23 protein-coding genes and 1 pseudogene are annotated in these 21,825 nt (G+C 38.8%); 10 read left to right on the top strand and 14 right to left on the bottom strand.

Going from position 1 to position 21,825, the window contains the following annotated elements; genetic code table 11:
* Positions 1-51: 51 nt before the first annotated feature.
* From ACE2AL_RS07175 to ACE2AL_RS07165, 3 genes are read right to left on the bottom strand one after another with little or no spacing between them, the layout of a single operon-like run.
* The gene (locus tag ACE2AL_RS07175; protein ID WP_375084193.1) at positions 52-585 is read right to left on the bottom strand and encodes an antiterminator Q family protein; all 534 of its coding nucleotides are present in this window, start codon (positions 583-585) and stop codon (positions 52-54) included.
* Positions 573-887: a Ref family recombination enhancement nuclease gene (locus ACE2AL_RS07170; protein WP_375084192.1), complete on the bottom strand. Its 315-nt coding sequence runs from the start codon at positions 885-887 to the stop codon at positions 573-575. The genes ACE2AL_RS07175 and ACE2AL_RS07170 overlap by 13 nt, the downstream gene beginning before the upstream one ends.
* Positions 888-898: 11 nt before the next feature.
* A complete protein-coding gene (locus ACE2AL_RS07165) occupies positions 899-1,492 on the bottom strand; it encodes a DUF1367 family protein (RefSeq protein WP_375084191.1) in 594 nt (197 codons plus the stop codon).
* A gap of 203 nt (positions 1,493-1,695) precedes the next feature.
* Here ACE2AL_RS07165 and ACE2AL_RS07160 point away from each other — a divergent pair, with 203 nt between their 5' ends.
* On the top strand, positions 1,696-3,405 hold the full coding sequence (locus tag ACE2AL_RS07160) for an ATP-dependent endonuclease (RefSeq protein WP_375084190.1): 1,710 nt from the start codon (positions 1,696-1,698) through the stop codon (positions 3,403-3,405).
* Positions 3,406-3,476: 71 nt separating this feature from the next.
* On the opposite strand, the gene ACE2AL_RS07155 is transcribed toward ACE2AL_RS07160, so the two are convergent.
* From ACE2AL_RS07155 to ACE2AL_RS07135, 5 genes are read right to left on the bottom strand one after another with little or no spacing between them, the layout of a single operon-like run.
* Complete coding sequence (locus ACE2AL_RS07155) at positions 3,477-4,898, bottom strand: replicative DNA helicase (protein ID WP_375084189.1); 1,422 nt, start codon at positions 4,896-4,898, stop codon at positions 3,477-3,479.
* Complete coding sequence (locus ACE2AL_RS07150) at positions 4,888-5,718, bottom strand: replication protein (protein WP_375084188.1); 831 nt, start codon at positions 5,716-5,718, stop codon at positions 4,888-4,890. Before ACE2AL_RS07150 ends, ACE2AL_RS07155 begins: the two co-directional genes overlap by 11 nt.
* Position 5,719: 1 nt before the next feature.
* Entirely contained in the window at positions 5,720-5,944 is a 225-nt protein-coding gene (locus tag ACE2AL_RS07145) for a hypothetical protein (RefSeq protein WP_068445415.1), read from the bottom strand.
* Positions 5,945-5,961: 17 nt separating this feature from the next.
* Positions 5,962-6,417 (bottom strand): toxin YdaT family protein, encoded by a 456-nt coding sequence (locus tag ACE2AL_RS07140; RefSeq protein WP_110592086.1) that lies wholly within the window; start codon positions 6,415-6,417, stop codon positions 5,962-5,964.
* A gap of 44 nt (positions 6,418-6,461) precedes the next feature.
* The gene (locus ACE2AL_RS07135; protein ID WP_375084187.1) at positions 6,462-6,710 is read right to left on the bottom strand and encodes a helix-turn-helix domain-containing protein; all 249 of its coding nucleotides are present in this window, start codon (positions 6,708-6,710) and stop codon (positions 6,462-6,464) included.
* A gap of 107 nt (positions 6,711-6,817) precedes the next feature.
* Here ACE2AL_RS07135 and ACE2AL_RS07130 point away from each other — a divergent pair, with 107 nt between their 5' ends.
* From ACE2AL_RS07130 to ACE2AL_RS07095, 8 genes are all read left to right on the top strand, one after another.
* Entirely contained in the window at positions 6,818-7,570 is a 753-nt protein-coding gene (locus tag ACE2AL_RS07130) for a S24 family peptidase (RefSeq protein ID WP_272525277.1), read from the top strand.
* A 378-nt stretch (positions 7,571-7,948) separates the two neighbouring features.
* Positions 7,949-8,281 (top strand): hypothetical protein, encoded by a 333-nt coding sequence (locus ACE2AL_RS07125; RefSeq protein WP_375084186.1) that lies wholly within the window; start codon positions 7,949-7,951, stop codon positions 8,279-8,281.
* A 12-nt stretch (positions 8,282-8,293) separates the two neighbouring features.
* Positions 8,294-10,261, top strand: a complete 1,968-nt coding sequence (locus ACE2AL_RS07120) for a hypothetical protein (protein WP_375084185.1) — start codon at positions 8,294-8,296, stop codon at positions 10,259-10,261.
* A complete protein-coding gene (locus ACE2AL_RS07115; RefSeq protein ID WP_110732079.1) occupies positions 10,261-10,761 on the top strand; it encodes a siphovirus Gp157 family protein in 501 nt (166 codons plus the stop codon). Before ACE2AL_RS07120 ends, ACE2AL_RS07115 begins: the two co-directional genes overlap by 1 nt.
* A 45-nt stretch (positions 10,762-10,806) precedes the next feature.
* Entirely contained in the window at positions 10,807-10,986 is a 180-nt protein-coding gene (locus ACE2AL_RS07110) for a hypothetical protein (protein WP_273827039.1), read from the top strand.
* Positions 10,987-11,428: 442 nt separating this feature from the next.
* Positions 11,429-11,635, top strand: a complete 207-nt coding sequence (locus ACE2AL_RS07105) for a hypothetical protein (protein ID WP_375084184.1) — start codon at positions 11,429-11,431, stop codon at positions 11,633-11,635.
* A 44-nt stretch (positions 11,636-11,679) separates the two neighbouring features.
* Positions 11,680-11,889, top strand: a complete 210-nt coding sequence (locus tag ACE2AL_RS07100) for an excisionase (protein WP_068445436.1) — start codon at positions 11,680-11,682, stop codon at positions 11,887-11,889.
* Positions 11,844-13,034, top strand: coding sequence for an Arm DNA-binding domain-containing protein (locus ACE2AL_RS07095; RefSeq protein ID WP_375084183.1), 1,191 nt, complete (start codon positions 11,844-11,846; stop codon positions 13,032-13,034). Before ACE2AL_RS07100 ends, ACE2AL_RS07095 begins: the two co-directional genes overlap by 46 nt.
* 166 nt (positions 13,035-13,200) lie before the next feature.
* Here the strand turns inward: ACE2AL_RS07095 and ACE2AL_RS07090 are convergent, their stop codons facing one another.
* The 5 genes from ACE2AL_RS07090 to lpxL all read right to left on the bottom strand — a co-directional run bounded on the left by ACE2AL_RS07090 (position 13,201) and on the right by lpxL (position 19,409).
* Positions 13,201-13,851 (bottom strand): hypothetical protein, encoded by a 651-nt coding sequence (locus tag ACE2AL_RS07090; RefSeq protein WP_375084182.1) that lies wholly within the window; start codon positions 13,849-13,851, stop codon positions 13,201-13,203.
* A gap of 509 nt (positions 13,852-14,360) precedes the next feature.
* The gene (locus ACE2AL_RS07085) at positions 14,361-15,731 is read right to left on the bottom strand and encodes a DUF3427 domain-containing protein (RefSeq protein ID WP_375084181.1); all 1,371 of its coding nucleotides are present in this window, start codon (positions 15,729-15,731) and stop codon (positions 14,361-14,363) included.
* Between the two features lie 574 nt (positions 15,732-16,305).
* A complete protein-coding gene (locus tag ACE2AL_RS07080; protein ID WP_375084180.1) occupies positions 16,306-16,593 on the bottom strand; it encodes a hypothetical protein in 288 nt (95 codons plus the stop codon).
* A gap of 161 nt (positions 16,594-16,754) precedes the next feature.
* On the bottom strand, positions 16,755-17,819 hold the full coding sequence (locus tag ACE2AL_RS07075) for an FtsK/SpoIIIE domain-containing protein (RefSeq protein WP_375084179.1): 1,065 nt from the start codon (positions 17,817-17,819) through the stop codon (positions 16,755-16,757).
* Positions 17,820-18,485: 666 nt separating this feature from the next.
* Entirely contained in the window at positions 18,486-19,409 is a 924-nt protein-coding gene (gene lpxL, locus ACE2AL_RS07070) for an LpxL/LpxP family Kdo(2)-lipid IV(A) lauroyl/palmitoleoyl acyltransferase (RefSeq protein ID WP_206082594.1), read from the bottom strand.
* A 266-nt stretch (positions 19,410-19,675) separates the two neighbouring features.
* On the opposite strand from lpxL, the pseudogene ACE2AL_RS07065 reads away from it, so the two are divergent.
* Positions 19,676-19,858, top strand: a pseudogene (locus ACE2AL_RS07065) (NAD(P)-dependent alcohol dehydrogenase); the annotation flags it as partial.
* A gap of 88 nt (positions 19,859-19,946) precedes the next feature.
* Here ACE2AL_RS07065 and ACE2AL_RS07060 read toward each other — a convergent pair.
* Positions 19,947-21,578 carry a sodium/sugar symporter gene (locus tag ACE2AL_RS07060; protein WP_206082595.1) on the bottom strand — a complete coding sequence of 544 codons (1,632 nt, stop codon included), beginning with the start codon at positions 21,576-21,578 and terminating at the stop codon, positions 19,947-19,949.
* Positions 21,579-21,825: the final 247 nt, after the last annotated feature.

Raw genomic sequence — 21,825 nt, 5'->3', positions numbered from 1 at the left:
GGGTTAGTTCGTCACAGTTACTAAAACGGCAACTTATACTTAAATAGTGGCTCATTGGATCAAAGAAGTCAACACGTTATTACTATTATTTTTCTTTTTCCACTCATTATCGCGTATTTTAAATGCATTATAGAGATGTGGATAAATTAAATACTCTGCAGAACGGATGATTTCTTTTACCTCGCGACGGCATGTGGCCATCGAAGGTTTTCGATATTCAAGCGTGCGATTTCTGCGAACCATTTGCCGTGGCGGTGCAATACCATAGTAATAACGAGCAATGGCACGGTCAGAACTCACAAAGGCATAGCGTAATAACAATAACGTGAATGCGACTCGGTCTATATGATAAATTTTATCAACCACCTTGGTGATTAACATTCCGTCGTCGTCATTACACATTTCCCTTTCTGGATAATCACGTTTTTCTACAGTAGCCATAAATTCAGCGATGATACTGCTTTGGCGTTTCTCTAATCTACCACTGTAAACCCAAGCGCCAAATTTGGATAGCCAACCTTGCAACCAAGCTTCTTGCTCAGCATCAAGTACAAGCCCATCAGAAACACTTTTTATACTCGACATGCTCGCAGCTCCATCACTTCTCTTTTGGTTTGCTCGAGTAACTCGATTTCGGTACCGTGAATTTCCTGCCATGTTTTAGGCGCTGCATGAAAACCAGTGTCATAACTAGGCCTATGATGAGATGGGCATAACGGTAAAACATCTTTATGGCTAGCTCGTTGAGCCATGCCCTGCCCTGTTCGTGTATGATGAATTTCCGCGGGACTTGCTCCATATCCCATGTTTCGACAGCAAATACAGCCAAGTGCGGCTACATCTGATAGCCACTGTTTATCTTCTTTGGTCTTTGATTTTTTGGTCATTGGTCTTGCCTCTAGGTAAAATCTAATAACTGAACCGCCGCATTTTCAGCAGCTTCTTGGGTGGGAAATTTACGGAATAGAATGAAGTTCCAAAGCACGTCGAGCGTGGCTTTGTAGAGTTCGCCAAAGGCTAAGTCATCCATTTTGGCAAAGCTGATTGATTTGGCTACACGGCGTAGACTACCGTCTGGCATTTCAAAGGTTTCATAATGGCCAGATTGCTCTACCACCCAATAACGGAAAGCATCAAAGGATTTGGTTGCTGAAATATTATGTGCACGTTTCTGTGCTATCTCATCAAGATAAGCATCTGCAGCAGATTGGAGGGCGTCGTCGTTATCGGTGTAGTAAGCAAGGAATTTAACGTAACCACGTACTAGCTCTTTTTCTTCGGGTGAAATGGTGCCGCTGGTTGGTTCCCAGTATTCGTAGCCTAAATTGAGTAATGCGAAGTATTTGCGGTGGAATCGTGGGTTTCGTGCTTTCTTAAAATCAGCATAAAGCACATCACCACACTTGATTTTGGAATGCAAAAAATCCCTTGCCGCCGGATTAGCCGGTACAAGAGTGTCGTTAGACATTTTGATAAAGCTATGCTGTGCCATACGTTTCTCTCAGTAGACACAGCAAGTGTTAAGATTGGGTGTTCAGGCCAAGAATGCATTGTAAATACTTAATGCTTATTAATCAAATCCTATATTACTACTCAATTTATCCATACTTAGATCACATTATTTGGGCAACTTTAATGACAATTCTTTAAATAATTAGTTTGATGTAACATAAATTAACATGAGGTACCTATGAAATGAAATTAAATTTTTTTTCAATTACTAATTATCGAAGTATAACTACTGCTCACAAAATAGCCATAAGTGACTTTACCGTTTTACTAGGAAAAAACAATGAAGGTAAATCTAACATATTAAAAGCGTTAGATACTGCACTTTTCCTACTCCAAAATAACTCTTTTACTTCTAGAACTATATCTTCTTCTTTTTATAAGTACAATAGAAAGATTGATATGTATAACTGGGAGAATGACTTTCCAATATCGTTACAATTAAGAAAGTCGGGATTACAAACGATATTTAAATTAGAATTCCTATTAGATAATGATGATAGAAATTCATTTAAAGATAGTATAAAATCCACTATAAATGAGTCACTCACTATAGAAATTAAAATTGGTAAAGATAACTCTCCTAATATAAAAATATTAGAAAAACGAGGAAAAGGGGGAGTAACTTTAAATAAAAAAATAGCAAAAATAACTAGATTTATAGCCCAAAAAATTATATTTAATTACATACCTGCTGTGAGAACTGAAAATGATTCAATGCAAGTAGTAAAGAAAATGCTTTTATCAAAAATGAAAGAGATTGAGAAGTCTCCTGACTATATAGCAGCCCTTGATACTATAAAACAAATACAGCAACCAATCCTTGACACCTTATCCGACACAATAAAAAAACCACTTATCGATTTTATTCCTTCTATAAAAGATGTAAATATTACAATACCTGACGATGCAAGAAGGCTCTCAATGAGGAATGACTTTGAAATAATTATAGATGATGGTACCCCAACAAATTTATACTATAAAGGTGATGGAGTAAAAAGCTTAGTAGCACTAAGCTTACTAAGAGATAATTCACCGAACCACGGAACATCAATTATAGCAATAGAAGAGCCAGAATCTCATTTACACCCAGGGGCAATACATCAAATTAATGATGTAGTTTGTTCCCTTTCAGAAACGAATCAAATAATTTTGACAACCCACAATCCTATTTTTGTTGCTAGAGATAACTTGAAAGCAAATATTATCATCGATAATGGAAAGGCTACGCATACAAAAAACATAAAAGAAATAAGGGATATTTTAGGTATTAGAGCATCAGACAATTTAGTAAATGCTAATTTTGTTTTAGTTGTAGAAGGTGACGATGATATTATATCCCTTAAAGCCATTTTAAGTCATTTCAGTAAAGTAATAGAAGCTGCTATAAAGTCACATTCTTTAATTTTTTATTCTTTAAATGGAGCTAGTAATTTATCATACGCTCTAACATTATTAAGGAATTCTCTTTGTATGTATCATTGTTTTTTAGATGATGATCCTGCTGGTAAGGATGCTTACGCAAAAGCAGAACAATATTCATTGCTTAAAATGAAGGATGTAACTTTTACAAAATGTAATGGGAATACTAACTCTGAATTTGAAGATTGCTTAGATCTGAATCTATATAAAGATTTAATCTTTAACGAATTTGGAGTGAATTTAAATACAAGTAAATTTAAATCTAACGCGGTATGGTCTGACCGAGTAAAAAATTGTTTCTATGGTGCAGGTAAGCAATGGAGCGCTCACATTGAAGCAAAAGTCAAAAGTACTGTTGCCAATGCAGTAAAAAATAACCCCGAAAGGGCATTAAATAAACATAAACAAGGCTCTGTTGACTACCTTATTACAAATTTAGAGAATATGATTACTCAGCATAAAGCTGTAAATTAATTTACAGCCAAGCTATAGCCCATATAAAAACTTTATGTTCTTATACGGGCTCCTTTAGAAGTCATCATTGTTCAAAACATCGCTGTATTATGTTGTAGCGCTTTCTTTGAATACCCTCTCCCTTTGTCCAGCCCCTTAAACGACAGTCTTTCAGCCTCATTTTGGCTAATGTTTTTGATATACGAATCCACCAGCTGCCCATAAGCCGTTCCGGTATTTCCATCACGATTCAAACGAAGAATAATTTCCATCAGCGATTTATCGGCATTATTGTTATAAACCGCATCACGGTATAGGCCGATCCAAACATCACAATCTTGCTCAATTTGCCCTGTATCTCGGCTATCTGCAGGTGTCGGTCGTTTATCTGCTCGTTCTTCCAGTTTACGGTTAAGCTGGGTAAGTAATAGGACCACACAATCCATTTCCTTGGCTAAGTTCTTTAAACCCGTTGTAATGTCACCGTAGGCAATATCGCGGCGTTCTGCTGGGGCAGCTTTGATTAATGTCAGGTAATCCACAGCAATGAGCCCAATTTTCCCTTTAACTCTTTTTACCTTTCGACACTCAGCAATAATATGTTGCAAATCAACACCAGGAGTACTGTCGATGTACATATTCGACTCTGCGATTTCTTCAGCTCTTGCTAACGCCCGCGCCATTTCCATGTCATCATGCGCACCGGTATAGAATATATCTGCTGAAACACCACCCTCTTGAGCTATCATGCGCTCAATGATCCCTCGGTCAGTCATTTCAAGGCTGAATAACAATGTAGGTAATCTGTGATTTAAAGCAAAATGAGTCGCTACACGGTTGTAGAACGCGGTTTTGCCCATTTTAGGTCTAGCACCTACGACAATTAGAGATCCTCTTAGCGCTTGCTTGGGAGCCATTAAATCATCAAGTGATTCAATACCTAAGGTAAAACCAGCGGCATTCGTCGGATCATCAAAACGCCTTTCAACTTCCTCGACCCAGTCTCCTACTACATCACGAGCTGGTCTAAGACCCTTACTCTTACCTGTTTTAGCATGCTCAATGATGCTTGATACCACCTGCTGTACATTGGCCAGTTTATGATTTACTTCAAGGCCATCATTGGCCATCAACATTTCGACGCAAGTGTTGAGATTGTTAATCGCATAACGCTGTATAGCCTTGTCACGAATGATCCGTGCATAATTCACTATGTTTGCTGCTGTTGGTAACATACAAAGCTCAGCGACATAGGCGAAACCGCCAACTTTGTCTAAATCACCATTTGCTGTTAGCGCATCGCTTACGGTAATTACATCAGTAGGCTGATTGGTTTTAATCAGTCGTACTATCTCGGCAAAAATCCGATTATGTGACCACTGATAGAATGATTCAGGTTTAATTAGCGAAATAACATGCAGACGCTTATCTTCGTCTGTGCTAATCATCAAACCACCTAAAACCGCTTGTTCAGCTTCAAGGTTACAGGGAGGAACAAAATAATTATTTGTCATTGGCTCGCTCCTCCTTGACCGCCACGTAGCAACGTTCAGTGATCAGGTAATCCAAGTTTTTGCGTCGCCATAAACCTCCTCGGCCGTTATCACGATCTTCAGTCATCCACCGACAATGATTCGCAATGTACGACAAGTAATTTTCCCAACGTTCCTGGTTAAATTTAAATTTTAGCCAAAAGTTTTTCAGCATCCGTTTTCGTGCATCAGTCATCACTTTAACCGATGGCATATCAGGCAAAATGCTGTGATAAGCCTCAAGGATATGGCCATAATCTAATTTTATTCTTGATGAGGGTTTGGGTACGTCAGCACAGCCTGACGTACCATTAGTATTCTCTGTAGTAATCTCTGTTGTAATCTCTGTAGGATCGAACTGCGGATTTGTTTCACCGCCACCGTCGAATTTGTCTTGTGGCGACTGTTCATTTTGTTGTTTCGCCAAATCCCCATTGTGACTTTCCCCAGTTGCGCTTTGCGCATTTGGGACTTTATCAATAGGTTGCGACATTATTTGGTCAAGTTGGTCACAATCTATACGGTAATATATTTTGTGTTCTAAACGCCTATCCGTTTCAATTAAAATCCCACGTTTAACGAGGTGCTTTCTGGCGGTGAGTTGCTCGCGATAGCTTAACCCCGTTTCGGCTGTAATATCCTCAGATGACTTATAGACTCCTAATTCAGAATCCGTTTTATCTTGCCAATAAAATATCTGGCTAAAAAATATTACCGCATTGACGCTACCAAAGCGTTTAACTAGACCAGGGTAGTAAGCCACTGGCCGCCCAAAATCGAGTAACAAGTCTGATGGTCTCATTTCACACCCCCAGCGCTTTAGCGATATCGCGGCAAGCGTTCTGGTACTGCTCGGGTGACAATTTCTTTAAAAGTAGCTTTTGTTTTTGTTGTTCGTATTGCTCCCCAATATTGAGTGCTATCGCCCTTCTTCCCTCAAAAATATCTTCGATTTGTTTTCTGTCTGCTGGCTTTCCATTCAATAAAAAACCATTGCAGTAGGTAATCAATTCAGTCGTTCTTAGCATTGGTCTTGCCTCTTGAATTAGTGCACGCTGGTCGGGCGTGATATTGCATTTAGTGCGGTAATAGCGCTATTGATGTTCCGTGACATGTCACGACCCTCTAATAAAATTTCGGTCATAGCTTCTGCAAATCGCTGTATGGCCACTGATGCTAAATAGTTTTTTGTGTCGCCACGTACTCGAGCTAACCTCGAAGCTGGCAACGCCATCTCAATTGCAGGCATCAGTTCTGCTAATTTCTTCATTGATGCATTCGAATCGCCTCGCAACCAACGAAATATCTGCTGTCGGTTATTGTTAATCGCTTTCCAATCCGCTTGTCCTCGTTCATCTTCAATCACATGCAAGCGGCTCTGTGATTTGTCTCGTGTGATCTGCAAATACGCACGGCTTATCTCAATCGCTACGTGCTCTTGACCATGTTCTGTAGCCCAGCTCTCAATTTCGGAGCGGACAATATCGATATCAAAACTCATCTCTGCGTCTCCTGTCGCAAAATTGATTATGAATAATCAGTTTTTTAATCTGATAGCTGTAATACTGATGGCTCGTTGGGTAAGCCGTCGTAAGGGTTTGGGTAATCTATCGGGTTCAAATCATGTGGGGTTACTAGCCAATTTGTTTTGGATGCCCACTCGATAGCTTTTCGTCCCTTTGGAATGTAATTCCCTGAAATGACTTGGCTAATGTAGCCCTGTGTCACGCCAACTGCCTGAGCAAACTCAGACTGGCTAATTTGCTGTTGCTTTAGGTAGATATTTAATTTCATTTGTTAGCTCCTTTTTAACTTAACAATGCAATATTAGCAATGCTAATTAAATAGATCAATAGCAACGCTATTAGAAAAATATTAGTAATACAAATAAACTAGACGGTATGAACAGAAAAATTTCCGAATCTGACAAGGTAGCAGCCCAGAATTTACGCAATATCTGGGAAAGCAAACGTGAATCTCTCGGCTTAACTCAAGAAAAAGCAGCGGAGGCTCTTGGTTTTGCTACGCAGGGAGCGGTTAGTCAGTACCTAAATGGCCGTACCGCTTTAAATACAGATACCACATTAAAATTTGCTGCTTTACTTCGCGTTGATCCTGAAGATATCAACCCTGAATTAAAAATTTTACTCGACTACGTCAGGTCAACAAATCGAAATGTTGAGGTAGCTCAGCCGCAACAATCGGTTAGAAATGATCACAACACATTGAGATTAATGGATATATATGCGAAAGCAGGCCCGGGTGGTTTTATTAACAATGACTTCCCAGATACCATAAAATCTATCGAGTTCTCTTCCGAAAAAGTTTTTGAGTTATTTGGCCGTAAAAGTCTGAAAGGCATTGAGATGATTAATATCAGTGGTGATAGCATGTCCCCTGCAATTAATCCTAGAGATGTTGTCTTTGTTGATACACATAGCGATTTCTTTGATGGGGATGGCGTTTATGTGTTTAGTTTTGAAAATTCCCTATTCATTAAACGACTACAACGCGTTAAAGGCCGAAAACTTGCTGTCAAATCAGATAATCCCGCCTATGAAACCTTTTATATCGAAGAGTCTGAAATGCATGACTTGCGTGTGATAGGTAAAGTTATAAAATCTCTTCCAATAAAAATGGTTGATTTTGCTTAACTAAAACAAACAGTTAAATACCGCCGCTAATATTAGCGGCTTTTTTTTGCTTAAAATAATTAGCAATGCTATTGATAATTAAAAATAGCGCTGCTAATATTCATTTCATTAATACAAACACAGCAAGTGTTTAGATAAGTGTTCAGACTTAAAAATTAGCCCACACCAGGGAAACAGTTAAACCAAAGCCAGAGGCAAGACCAGACAGCTCGGAAAGACGAGTATTGATTTGGAAACGTAAAAAAACCCACCGAAGTGGGTTCCTTTACCTCGGGTCGCCGACCAAAGCTAACCGAGATTTCTACTAGCGCGACCAAACGCTAGAAGAGGCAAGACCAATGATAAATCACTGATCACAGTTATTTTAAAGGAGCTGCTATGAAAGCACAACCTAAAACCCTAAGTGTCACCTTATACATTCATGCACAGAAGCAACTTGACGGTTCATATCAATATAACGCATATGCATTTAAAGCTGATGTCAAATCAGGGTTAGGCTTTGTTGTTGCTGAACACACTATAGATATCCCCTTTACCAAACCAACCAATGCAGAACTTATTCAGTTAGAAATAAATGTACTCAAAGCCGAGCAAAACAAAATTCTTGCTGATGCTCAGGTTAAATCAAGCTTACTGGAAGACCAGATCCAGATGCTTCTCTGTTTGGAAGGCAAACCCATTTCTAAAACTGACGAACAAATCCCTTATTAAGAGGCAAGACCAATGACAACTTTTATCTGTGTATTTGAGCCTACGACCGAGGCTCGAACCAATGGCGCTGTACCTTTAACAATTGCTTTCAATGCAGCGAATGCCAAAATTGCGGCAGCAACAGCAATGATTAAGCTATCGGAAGCCTACCCTGATTCCATGGATAATTTTAATATCGATGAGCCGATTATTTGTGAAGATGCAGTAGGTTCCCCCCGCCCTGCACTCGATAAGTTTGATGAAAAATTTGCTGTTGAAAATGAATTTGACGGTGAGAAATGGCAACCCATTAAATATAAAGAATTTAAAAAGCTTGCAACTAAACCTCGCGTAGCTGCTTTACTACTATTTGGTAAAACTCAAATAACGGATAAAGAATTCACTTATACATTAAACCATCTTAGTGAAAGTAAAGCTGCCCCTAAAATTCGTAATATCGCCACTGGCCTTGCTGAAATCACCAAAGTTTCATTGATGGATGCTGAAGCCACGATGGAAATTGTACAGGCGGTTTATGAGCATGCTGACGATAATGTCACTATCGAAGATGCTAAGGCGCTTGGTGAAAGTTGGTTAACCGAGGAACCTGAACTTCCTCCCGTTGAGGATGAGCCTGTCCTTAAACGTGATTATGCCGCACTTGATCTCGAAATTGCCCTCGCACTCATGGACATTAAACCAAGCGATGCAAAAAGCGCGGATATTCGCAAAGCAAAAGAACTCATCAGCACTGAAGATAAAGCATGGAAACGCTTATCAATGGATTTACGCACCTTCCCTAGCGTTCTAGATATCCCTCGTGAAAACATATTTGCACTAGTGACCGAGGCACGAGAACAACCTGAATTATTTGATGACGCTAATGCCCGTAAAGCGTTTATTGATTCAAAACTTGGTACCAACAACCCAAAAGTAACATCTCTCGGTAGTGGCCGTTTCGCTGTTGATAATTTAGATGCTAAGCCAGCTAATGATGAAACACCTGAGCAACTGGCTAAAACAGAAAAACCAAGGCGCGCCAGTAAGAAGAAAGACACACCGGCTAAAGTAGAAAAAGAACCTGAACTGGTTGTGATTGAAACACCTGTTATTTCTGCGCCAATTGCCACTGAACAAGATGACTTTCAACAACGCGCAGCAGTCATTGATGAAGTGATCGATAGTAATAATGACCACCTCAATATTTGGAAACGAGTTCAGCGTACTGATGCGCGATTTACCAAACCGCTTGATGGGGTTGGTTATACCGGAACCAGTATTAACAGCACCTATATGTTTATGCGAGCCACTGAAATATTCGGCCCTATTGGTGAAGGTTGGGGTTATGAAATCGTTGAAGATAAATTTGTTAACGGCAAGCCTCTTACTGAACCGGTTCTCGATGAACGCAACAAACAAGTCGCAACGCGTTTTTTACGAGACGGTGACGGCTCTTTATTCTGCGAACAGAACCACTCACTCAAGATCCGCTTTTGGTACACCATCGAATGTGAAACACGAGGTGAATTTGAAAGCTACGGCGCTACACCTTACCGCTATCAAACCACCTATGGAATTAAGGTTGACGGTGAAGTGTTTAAAAAATCACTCACAGATGCAATCAAAAAAGCCCTTTCCATGCTTGGCTTTAGCTCTGACGTCTATATGGGAATGCATGATAACCCTGAATATGTTGCAAGCAATAAGCTCGAGTACGAAATCAAAGCCGCCAGCGATAACGCTGAAGATGCTACCCGCATTCGTAAAGAGCTAGATGAGAAGTTCACCCGACACACTGAAACTATGCGCAGTGCGGTGACGCCAAACGAATTACGGGGTATCACATCCACCCTCACCCGTGAAATTTCAACGCATGCCAAGTTGGCCAAACAACGTGGCGACAGTGAATATGAAAAATATTTAAACGGCCGCCTACGCCGATTAAATGAAATTGAAAAAGAGTGTTTAGACCAACTGAAACAAAAAGAAGAGGCAATCTAATGACCAAGACAACTGCTATTGCAATGGCTGCTGACTACAGCAAATTACAACAACTCGTCGAAACAGGTGAATTCACCGCAGAAGATGTCGCCGATACCTTAGAGGGCATCGAGTGTGAACTAGGCGATAAACTGGATGCAATTATGCTTCATGCCCGTAATTTAGAAGGGCAAGCTAAAACGCTGGATGAAGAGTCAAAACGTTTGGCTGATCGTAAAAAATCATTCGAAAACCAAGTTAAGAACTTGAAAAAATATGCATTGGATTGCTTGTTAACATCAGGCAAAGACAAGTTAAAAACCACGAAAAACACCTTTACGGCTCGCACTGGTGTTGTGCGTGTCATCATCGATAACGAAGCAGCCTTGCCCGATGAATTGGTAGATGTTCAGACCATTACAGCCCCTGATAAAAAACGGATTAAAGAAGCGATTGAAAACGGTATTGAAATACCTGGTGCTCACTTAGAAGTGGGTGACCGTTCATTAATGGTTCGTTAATAACTATAGCGCCCAGCAATGGGCGCATTATCAGGAGATATTTTTATGGCCATGAAATTAGAAGTCATCATTACTCACGATGAAACTAACAATAAATGCAGCGTTGAGTGGACCACTGCATCGACTCAACAAGTCACTCGCCAAGAAGAACAAACGCTATCACTGGTAAAAAAGGCATTGTTACTTCAGCTGGGTTACCCAACATCAATAGCCGTTATTCACTAGTGTGACATGTCACAAACGAGGCAAGACCAATGCTAAGACACGAACATCAAAAAGACCAGGAAGTAAAAATCACCCTACCCGATGGCTCGCACGGGTTTGTTTCAACGGATAGGCGTTGCAAGGTTTCTTATGACTTCCCAGCGCATATTAGAATAGAAATACAGCCAACTCAGGCAGAGCTACAAAGGAGTAAACAATGATTTATGGTTTATTCCTGCTAATTTGCAGCGGTGCTGATTGTTTATATAAATCTAACGGCTATACATATCCCGATGAGCAGAATTGTTTAATGGATAAAGACGCCCTAACTCAACAAGGTGTTTTGTCTGAATGCTATCCCATCGAAGCGATTATTCGGGCCAATAATTGATTAAGCATAATCAGTTTTATTCTGCATTTTTTCTTACTGTGGTGGTTTATTCAAAACCAATGGATAACCGCCATGAAACAGCCACAATTAGCCCCTTGGGAAACCGAGGAACAATTATTAACTGAGTTTGATATTAAGTTAGGCAAGTTAGCTGCCAGTGTAAAAAACAGACCATGCACTGAAGCTGATATCAAACATGCCTGCAACATTGCTGACCAACTTATTTTATTAATGATGAGGCAAGACCAAGATGAGACAAAATATCACAGAAGGCTATGATTTATTTCCCCGCGACATTAAGCAAGCGGATATAGGAGGAAGTTATGTTATATGAATGTTTGCCTATTTCCGCGTACTGCAATATGTACGGAGAAACACCAGAGTCCATTAATAAGCGCATACAACGGCAATATTGGATAGTCGGTGTACATGTTTTAAAGGTTGAAGGTTCAAAAGAACGTTGGATTGATATTGCTGAGGTGAATAAGTGGGCGCGAAAAAACAAACAGGCTACGCACTACCAAGAGGGGTGACGGTTCGTAACAACAAAACCAGCCAAACTATTGTTATCACGTTTACTTATAGAGGGGCGCTCTGTAGAGAGCCTCTCTCAAGATTAACCGTCGATAATAAAAATATTAAATACGCTGAAAGGTTGCTTGCTGAAATTCAAAATAATATTGAAAAAGGCACTTTTAATTACGCTAAATATTTTCCTAACTCTAAAAAATTAATGCTTTTTGGTGTTAATAATCGCGAAAAAAGAGTGATTGATTATTTAGAGGAATATTTAGTTATTTGCGAAACTCGAAATTTATCACCCTCAACGATTGGCGGTTATAAAAAATGCAAAAGTGCCTTGTCTGATTTGCACCAATTACATGTTTCATCACTGACACCGGCGATCCTAAAAAACTGGATACAAAAACAAACGACAGTACTAAAAACCATCCGAAATCAGCTCTCATTTTTGCGCAGCTCGCTAGATGAAGCCATTACCGATGGGATTGTATCAATTAACCCAGTCAGCCTTGTATCTGCTTCAAGATACCAATCAAATAACAGTGACAATGAAAGCAGTTATATTGTTGACCCATTGTCACCTAAAGAAGTCTCTGCCCTACTCGCTGCGGCAAGATGTGAGCAATGGAAAAACTTATTCCAATTTGCCATTAATACTGGGTTAAGAAGTTCTGAATTATGTGCATTGAGATGGAGTGATATAGATTTCATAGAAAATACTGCACACGTGCAATCCGCCAGCGTGGTGGGGGTTATTAAGAAAACAAAAACTAAAGCCGGCACCAGAAAAGTTGAGTTGAATAATGAAGCCATAAACGCCCTAAATGAGCAAAAGCAATTCACGTTTATGAAAGATGGTGTAATTTTTGAAGACCCGAAAACAAATAAAGCCTGGGCAGGAGCTGATGCGATCAGAAAAAAAGCATGGGTACCAACGCTAAAAAAAGCAGGTATCAGGTATCGTAACCCTTATCAAACGAGACATACCTTTGCCACGATGCATATCAGCCAAGGCGCTAATCTGTTTTGGCTAGCTGGACAAATGGGACATAAAGGACCTGAAATGTTGTTTAGACATTATGGGGGATATCTTAAGGAGTATGATGGGGGTACCGTGAAAAATGATAATTATTGTATTGGCTCAGACTTGAGTTGAATTAGGTCAGAAGGTATTCACGTTCATCAGGTCTACATATAGCTACCCAAAATACCTGTTAACAATTACATAGTATTAAGAGCTACCTACTGCTTATCAACCTAATATAGTGCAGTTTAGGTTCAATTTTGGCACTAGACAGCTCTTTAATAGGGATTAATCGCTGCTAAATCAATAAATCTTTAAACGCACATTCTAAGCCACAGTGATTAATTAATGTTTTAAGTTTTTCTTCATCCCAAGTATTTTTCCAGCATGTTCCATATTTATCAACAAGGCACTTACCTATCCGGAAAGTCGGGGTTATAGTATCCCAAGTATCACATTGAGCTTCTAACTCCCATGGCTGAGCATAGTATTTCAATACATTAATAACTTGCTCAGCAAAACCTTGTTGTCCTTCTGTATAGCGTAGCTCTGGAAGAGTCATTAAATGATGTTTTACTCCCTCCCAGTAAAGTTCCCCATGATCCGAAAAAAATAAGCGGCCTGAAATTATCTGTTGGAGATGAATTGATTCATGCTTCCATGATTGTTCTATATCTTCAAAGCGGCTTGACCTTCCAATAAAAAATAATAATGAAGGTAGCTCATTCATATTTTTATTTCCAGGAATAGCAAATCCTGCTGGACCAAAGAGATTTGTATCAACAAAACAGACACGATAATCAGCATCACTAGCCTCATCCCACAATCGACCAATTCTTTCTCGTATTGATGCTGTATTTGAATTTCTATCAAAGATATCTGGATCGACACTGTATTCCGTATGGATATATGACAAATGTTTTAGTTCATTATATGAAACGAGCATCACCAATACTCCTGATAGCTGATATAAAAATATTTTTTACACCTTATCAGAAAACCACAAGGTGAAAAAACCCCAAAATTAAAGAGATTTTGAATCTTTAGTCTCCCAATAAAAAATCAATGCGCTTTAAAATCGGTGGTACACCTATATACCCGTTAGGAATATCTTCTATTATTAGACATGCATCATGGTTGTATAACAAGTCAGCATGTATGTATCGACTTCGTCAATTCTGTTCAGAATATCCATAAGTGTTATCCGTCTGTATATAGCACAGAGCGGTCCATTGGATTAGATTTAGCTCTGTGCCACAGTAATGTCTGGTCAGTTCTGGGTTAATGCAACTCTGCTTAAAATTAATAAAACTAAATAATGCGCTATTTGCTAAGTATTAAATTTAGAATTGTGTTTTGTATTTCTTAATTTAGTACTATTTGAATTGAAGCAATATCTTATTTATAGAGTTGAATTCGCACAACTATCCAAACTTATTTTTAACTCAGCACTTCTGACTACTTTAGCGCAGCTCGATAACTTTCTGGAGTCAAATCAAAATGTTTTTCCACAGATCCTTGTATAGTATAAAAATCCACCTCATTTTTTTTCTCATTAAAGTTATAGACTCGATATATCCAATATTGCAGCCCTTGTATCTTAGAAAATTCCACCTCATTTCTTGATATAAAAAAAGGTGAATGCTTTGACTGCCTTGTAGTCTTGACTTCAATATATTTTTCAATGCCTTGCTCATCAAAAGATAGGATATCATAACCATCAGAATCTGAATTTTCTGCGGTATGGGTTACTCTTTCTGCTAAATGCGTTAATCCTAGCTCAGTCAATTTTTGAATTTCATATTGAAGAACTAGTTTCTCTCCCATCAATCCTAGACTCCTATTTTTTTCATCACGTTCTGCCCAATTAATTTTAACTTTCCTGTTATTTTTACCCCGCCCATTTGTTTTATTTGAGGCCTCCGGTGGATTAGTTTTATTGAGTGCTATTTCTGAAATATCAATAACCTCTTGTTCTGTAGTAATACCAGGAACCCATTCATATAAGCTAACCAACTTATCACTAGCTGAGCTTTGGTACTCTAATACATCGAAGATCACTTCAATAGGAACATTTTTTCTATCAACTGTATTGTTATGTTTGACATACTGTAGTTGGCCAACATATATAAATGGCTGTGATTTGCTTTTTATCTTTTCATGCACTCTTGCAAAAAGAACAACAGGATCACAATTAATGATTTTCTTTATATGTGGAGTTTCTTCTGTATTCTTATTTTGAGATTCCCACTGAAACATTTTGCCATTCAGAATGAATTTATCATTATATTTATGTGCGAGCTCTTTATGGTCCTTTTCTAGAGTAACAAACAGTACAACACAATTATTAAATCTAGTGGGTCCAGGGATATCCCGTGCGTGATTAGGAACCCAGACTCCCGCTTTTTCAAATGCTTTTAACTTAGTATACTCTTCACCAACAACAAAACTTGAATAATCAAAAAACTCATATTCACGTTTTGTTTTGTTTTTTCCAACGATTTCAAAGCGTAAATTTTTCAATATCCGAAAACAACTACTACCTTCCCCTCCAACAAAGTGTTCCGGAAGAAATTCGACACCATAATAATCTGATAGAGCTCTGCCAAGTATGGCCTTAGGAGGATACTTCTTAGAACCAATAACCACATCAAAACCGGTTGAATCTTTAAATGCACTCATATATTCATCTGATTCATCTAACTTTAAAGCGGCTTGTCTAATATGTTGAGAAGAAAGAGGTTTTGCTATCTCCCATAGTTCTTTGATTCGTTTAGTTTTATCAGAAATAGCAATTTGTGTTCCTAATTTCGTTATTAGCTTATCCAACTTAATTCCTTATTCTCAGCATCAACATGAAAACAAGTTTAACTCTTAATCAATATATCTCAATCTCATATTTAGGGTATTAATTAATAACTATTGGTAACTAAATTTGTAGCATCCATTTCAGCTATAGGAACTTAGGTATTTCTCTGCAACTAGTTTTTTAAGACATCGACAACAATATGACAGTACACAGTCCTCTATATGCACATCTAGTGCACATAATTGAAGTTCAGTAAAAATACCCTTTCACAATCAACAAATTAAAAAATTACGGACTCGGGTTCAACTCCCGCCAGCGTGATAGGACAACAGGTTTAAAAACAGGAAGTTAGCAAAATTAGTTGGACTACGCACTGACACAAATAGGACTACAAATGAAACGCAAATCGTACGCGGATTATTAAGTTCACTAAAAGCCCGCTTCGGTGGGCTTTTTTATTTACTGCTGCAGCGCTGTATCATTTTCATCAATAATAGTTTCCTGCGCTGCCCTTTCCGCTTCCTCTGCTGCACGTTTAGCTTCTTCTTGCGCTAATCGCTCTGCTTCTAGCTTAGCGAGTCTCTCAGCTTCAGCTTACTTTTGATTGTAGATAGAGTTTGATGGCATGTTTACACGAACATCAACCCAGTGGCCGCGGGGAGTATCACAAGGCTCTCCTGGTGTTAATTCTACCTTTTCCCCGCTCACTTCCTTCAAGAATTCAGGGTAAAGCTTGAATCGCTCATATTGAATGTTCTGAGGTAAATCATGCTTACGATAAGTCGTGTATAGAACAATGTCTCCATCTTCATCAGGTTCAACAATACGGCCATCGAATGAATGTGGCTTGCCCTTTTCAAGTACATCATAAAGCGCATACACAAGTGGTAGCTAATTAATACCGCATGGAATCGTGATACCACCGTGAATACCGCCCCAGCTTGCATCAGAGTGTAGGCCAAGAACACCATGCAACTGATAGATACCTGTGTGCAATTTTTGAGTGTTATGTCATCAGCTTCTTCATTTGGGGATATTCGTGGTTACTCATATGGTGGAGCTAATACCTCACGATGACCATTGTAGCCTTGTTCACTGACGATACCTTGTAATTCTAACTGCTCTACAATCATTGCGGCTCTGTTGTAACCGATTCGGAACTGCCGCTGGATCCCTGAAATAGAAACGCGCTGTTTTTCTACAACATACTCAGTTGCTTGATCAAATAATGGGTCAAGTTCTTCGTTTAGCATACTTGTATTCTGGACATCGTTATAAAGATGAAGATAATTCGCGCTTCCCCATCGTTTGCAATAATCGGCTGTATTCCTAATATCTAAGTCACTCACATAAGCACCTTGAATTCTTGTAGGCTCAGATAAACTCGGTAATGCGAATAGCATATCCCCCAAACCAAATAGTGATTCTGCACCATACTGGTCAAGGATTAAATTAGAGTCAGCCCTAGACGACACAGAAAGAGCAATACGCGTAGGAATATTGGTTCGAAGCTGTGAACCGATACTGGTGGATAAAGGGCTACGAGTCGTCAGAATGAGATGAATACCAACCGCGTGACCTTGCTGGCTCAATAGAACCAACATTTCCCCTATTTGTTTATACTCGCCAATGAGTTGGACGTAATCATCGACACAAATAACAATTTCAGGCTCATAGCCTAAATAAGGATGCTCACTATCATTCTCATTAGGGCGCCAGAAGGGATCAGGTATAGGCCTACCTAACTCTTTCGCACTTGATATGACCTTATTATATCCACTCAAATTACGTTGATTTAATGCTCCAAATAATTTTTGTCTACGCTTTAACTCATTAACCAAAAACGTTAATGGCTTTATTGATTCAACGGAATCAGAAGCGGATGGAAATAATAAGTGGGGTATATCGTTATATAAACTGAGTTCAAGCTGGCTTGTATCAAACATCACAAAGCGAACTTTATCCGGCGAGTTTCTGTATAAAATGCTCATTACCAAGGAATGCATTAACATTGACTTGCCTGAGCGCGTCACGCCTGTAATAAGTAAATGCGGCATTTGAGCCAAATCCCAACCAACTGGCTCTCCTATAATGTTTTCTCCTAACATAACTGAAAGGGAAGACAACCCATAACACCAAACTAAGCACCACGTGCTTATACTCGGAGGATTCAACGCTACCACGTAGTTGATTAGCGGTATCCCAAAGGGTTTCTTCAAAGCCTTTGGTTGGTTTTTTCGCGGGTGATTTAGCCATGTCGATAGATTCTCTTTTCTTATCAGTTATTATCGGAAAGCGCGGGTAGGGCTGAGTTAGTGTTGATTATTTTACGCTAACTGCCGATAATATATACAAAATAGATTTGGAAAAGATTATCTCATAAAATCAGGTAGGTTTGGGCAGCTAAAGCTAAAATAATAGTCCTCTTTTCTATTCATAGAACAGTAAAAATAATAAAATTGATTATAAAAACACCAAGAGATCTATGTGTATGACGATTGTACATGATTGAGGCTGCTTAGAAATATTATCGCTTTTATCAGCTCCCCAGCTATCTATGGCTGGGGACCTGATTGCTTTGTGTATCAGTACCACATGCAAAACATAACGACTCGAGAGGCGCTATTGTAGAAATAGTTTGATAAAACGTTTTTTAATTACAACAATAACATTGCCTAGAATATTTATTTTTTTAGTATTCTCTTGCTTGCACTTCTTGTCTTAAAGACCCTTATTAGCCCTATAATCAGAAAAACACGCATATTTTATTGTCGCTAAATATATAAGGAAGCCTCTCCATCTGGCCTAGTTTTAAATCGTCTATGAGCCCATAAATACTGTTCAGGTGCTTTTATTATTTCCTTTTCTAATATGGAATTAATAATAGTGGCGTCTTGTAAAGCATCATTAGTCGGATAATTAATAATTTCTTTTCCTAGTACTAAATCATAATTAATACCATTACTATTACGTAATAATGTCACCGTCAGTGTTGGTGATTGAGACAGTTGAGCAAGCGTTGATGTGCCTTTTGAGGTAGACGTATTTTTAACTGAAAAAAATGGGGCAAATACAGTCCCTTTTCTGCCAAAATCTTGGTCTGGTGCAAACCAGATGGCTTTACCGCTCTTCAATTCTTGTACCATGAATCGTAAGTTTTTTCGGTTTATCATCCCTTTTCCTGATCGGCATCGTCCTTTTGTTTGAATATACTCCATCGCTTTATTGTTATGTGGCCTATACATCGCATTAACAGGAAAACAAAGCCCCATTATCCTACCGCCCAGCTCTAAAGACATAAAGTGAACACCAACTATGATGACCCCTTTATTTTTGCTGATAACATCTTGATAGTTAGACATTCCTTTGACTTGAAATAATTTTTTTATTTTATTATCACTCCAAAACCACGCAATCCCTGTTTCAAATAATGCAATACCTAACGACCTTAAGTTTTCAGTAACGAGGTCATCTATCTCTTTGGTACTTTTATTTGGGAAACATAACTCTAAATTTCTTTTTATAATTGAAACTCTTCTTCTAATAAAATACTTCGAGTTTTCGCCCAAAAAAGCACCAAGCTTAACTTGCCATTTATAAGGAAATTTAACCAATAAAAATAAAAATACAATTCCTAACCATGTCATAGCATATTTAGGATGGAGCAACTTTATAGAAAATAAATTTTTGGTGTACATGATATTTATCAACACTTCATCTTTGCGGTATGCAATCTACGTTAGACAGTTGAATTTTTTTAAAATTCAACATCTATGATTAATTATTTATCAACGCCACGGTTTCAGCAAAAAGCTCTCACTGGGCTCATGTCCATACGATCGCCTATATAAATCAACCCTATCAATAAACGCATACTCTGAAATATGTTACCGCTTTGCATCTAAGTTCACTAAAAGTGATATTGTTATACCGCATATTGAAACAGCTATGATTGGTATGATGGACACCCACGATTCAAGGAATTGGTGTTGGTCATCGCCGAGCACTTGAAGATTTTGTCAGGGCTGTCGACTCAGTCAAGTTAAAACCAGTAATCGATAAATTATTCCGCTTTGACCAACTGCCAGAGGTACTGGCACTACTCAATCAAGGGGCATTAGGAAAAATCGTTATCGAAGTAAGCTGATATCTGACCCAAAATAAAATCTAACGATAAATGACAAAACCCACTTTTGTGGGTTTTGTCATTTTATTTATATCAACACACTTGCTGATTACCAAAACAAAGCATACAACACACACAAGATAACCATAATTGCATAGGACGCAATATTGAACCCTGTTGATGTTTTAAACGTTTCAGACGTCAAGATAATCGCGCCATTGCTATCATCCTCTTTTGCTGTTGTCAGGCTAATTAAGCCAATCACTACCGCAGTGAAGAAGAAGGTGTACATCATTTGGTCGAGGAATGGCATTCCAAGTGGCATTAACTTTAAAAATAATGCAAATGGAATGGAAAGCAGCACACCGATAATAGCACCTTTCGCATTGGTTTTTTTCCAGAACAGACCAAGCAGGAATACCGCTAAAATACCAGGGCTCACTAAGCCAGTATATTCTTGAATATACTGGAATGCTTGGCCAATATTCCCCAGCAGTGGCGCAATAAAGCAAGCAATAATTAACGCAATAACTGCACTAACCCGCCCAACATTCACTAATTTATGATCGGCAGTTGCTGGAGCAATATATTCTTTATAAATATCCATAGTGAAAATGGTTGCCACAGAGTTCAACATGGAGGCTAAAGAAGAAACAATCGCAGCGGCCAATGCAGCAAACACGACACCTTTCGCACCAACAGGTAAGAACTGAGTTAACCATGGATAGGCTTTATCAGCTTGCGCCAAGGTTGGCATATGTTCAGAAGCCATTGTCCCTAAGCCAGCCAGTAATGCAGGGTCAGAGACAATCACAAATGCAGCAATCCCAGGGACGACAACAAGAATAGGGACAATGAGTTTTAAGAATGCCGCAAACACTAGACCTTTTTGTGCTTCGCCAATGGATTTAGCGGCCAATGCACGCTGAATAATGTACTGGTTAAAGCCCCAATAATATAAGTTTGCAACCCATAGGCCACCAATCAGTACTGCGATACCAGGTAAGTTACTGAATTGCGGGTTATCTTGGCTCAATATCATCTCAAAGTGAGCTGGAGCCTCGCTCGCCATTCTGCTCATACCTGCAAACAAACCCGCATCGCCACCAATATAATTCACAGCCATAATCGTGGTTAAGAAGCCACCGAGGATTAGGAAGAAAACTTGCACAACATCGGTCCATGCAACTGCCGATAAACCACCATAAAGGGAGTAAATAACAGCAAACAGTGCTAAACCAAAAATAGCGTAATGCATTGGAATACCAAGGATGGTTTGTAATGCCAATGCACCTAGATAGAGTACTGAGGTTAAGTTAACAAAGATAAATAAAGCCAGCCAAAATACAGCTAAGATCGTTTTTAATGTTTTATTAAAGCGTTTTTCAACAAACTCAGGAATGGTGAATATGCCTTTATCTATAAATACAGGCATAAAATACTTAGCAACGATAATTAGTGTCAATGCGGCCATCCACTCATAAGAAGCAATGGCTAGTCCGATAGAAAAGCCGGAGCCTGACATACCAATAAACTGTTCTGCGGAGATATTTGCTGCAATTAAAGATGAACCGATTGCCCACCAAGGCAGTGTTTTTCCTGCTAAGAAGTAGTCTTTTGTTCCTTTTTTTTGCCCATTTTTATCTCGAGATACCCAAAGCCCGACGGTAATAATGATTAGCACATACAAGATAAATATCCCGTAGTCTAAAGTGCTTAATCCAACACCTTCTGTCTGCATAATAAATTTCCTTCGCCAAGTGATAACGAAGCAAGTGTAAACGTTACCACAAAATAACTCCGTTACTTGAATCACATATTTTCACCATTTTTTTACTTATGCCTATTAATCCCACAGAAATTGCACTAACAATGCAAATTCAACGTATTAAAAATAAGTAAAAGCAAGATTTTGACTAAAAAAATAAGAATACATGTTAAATACGTGACAAACCTCAAAAACAAAATGTAAACGTTATCATTTGACA

It is taken from the genome of Providencia xihuensis, from assembly GCF_041953405.1.
GTDB lineage: Bacteria > Pseudomonadota > Gammaproteobacteria > Enterobacterales > Enterobacteriaceae > Providencia > Providencia vermicola.
This window is presented reverse-complemented; position numbering and strand designations above follow the sequence as displayed.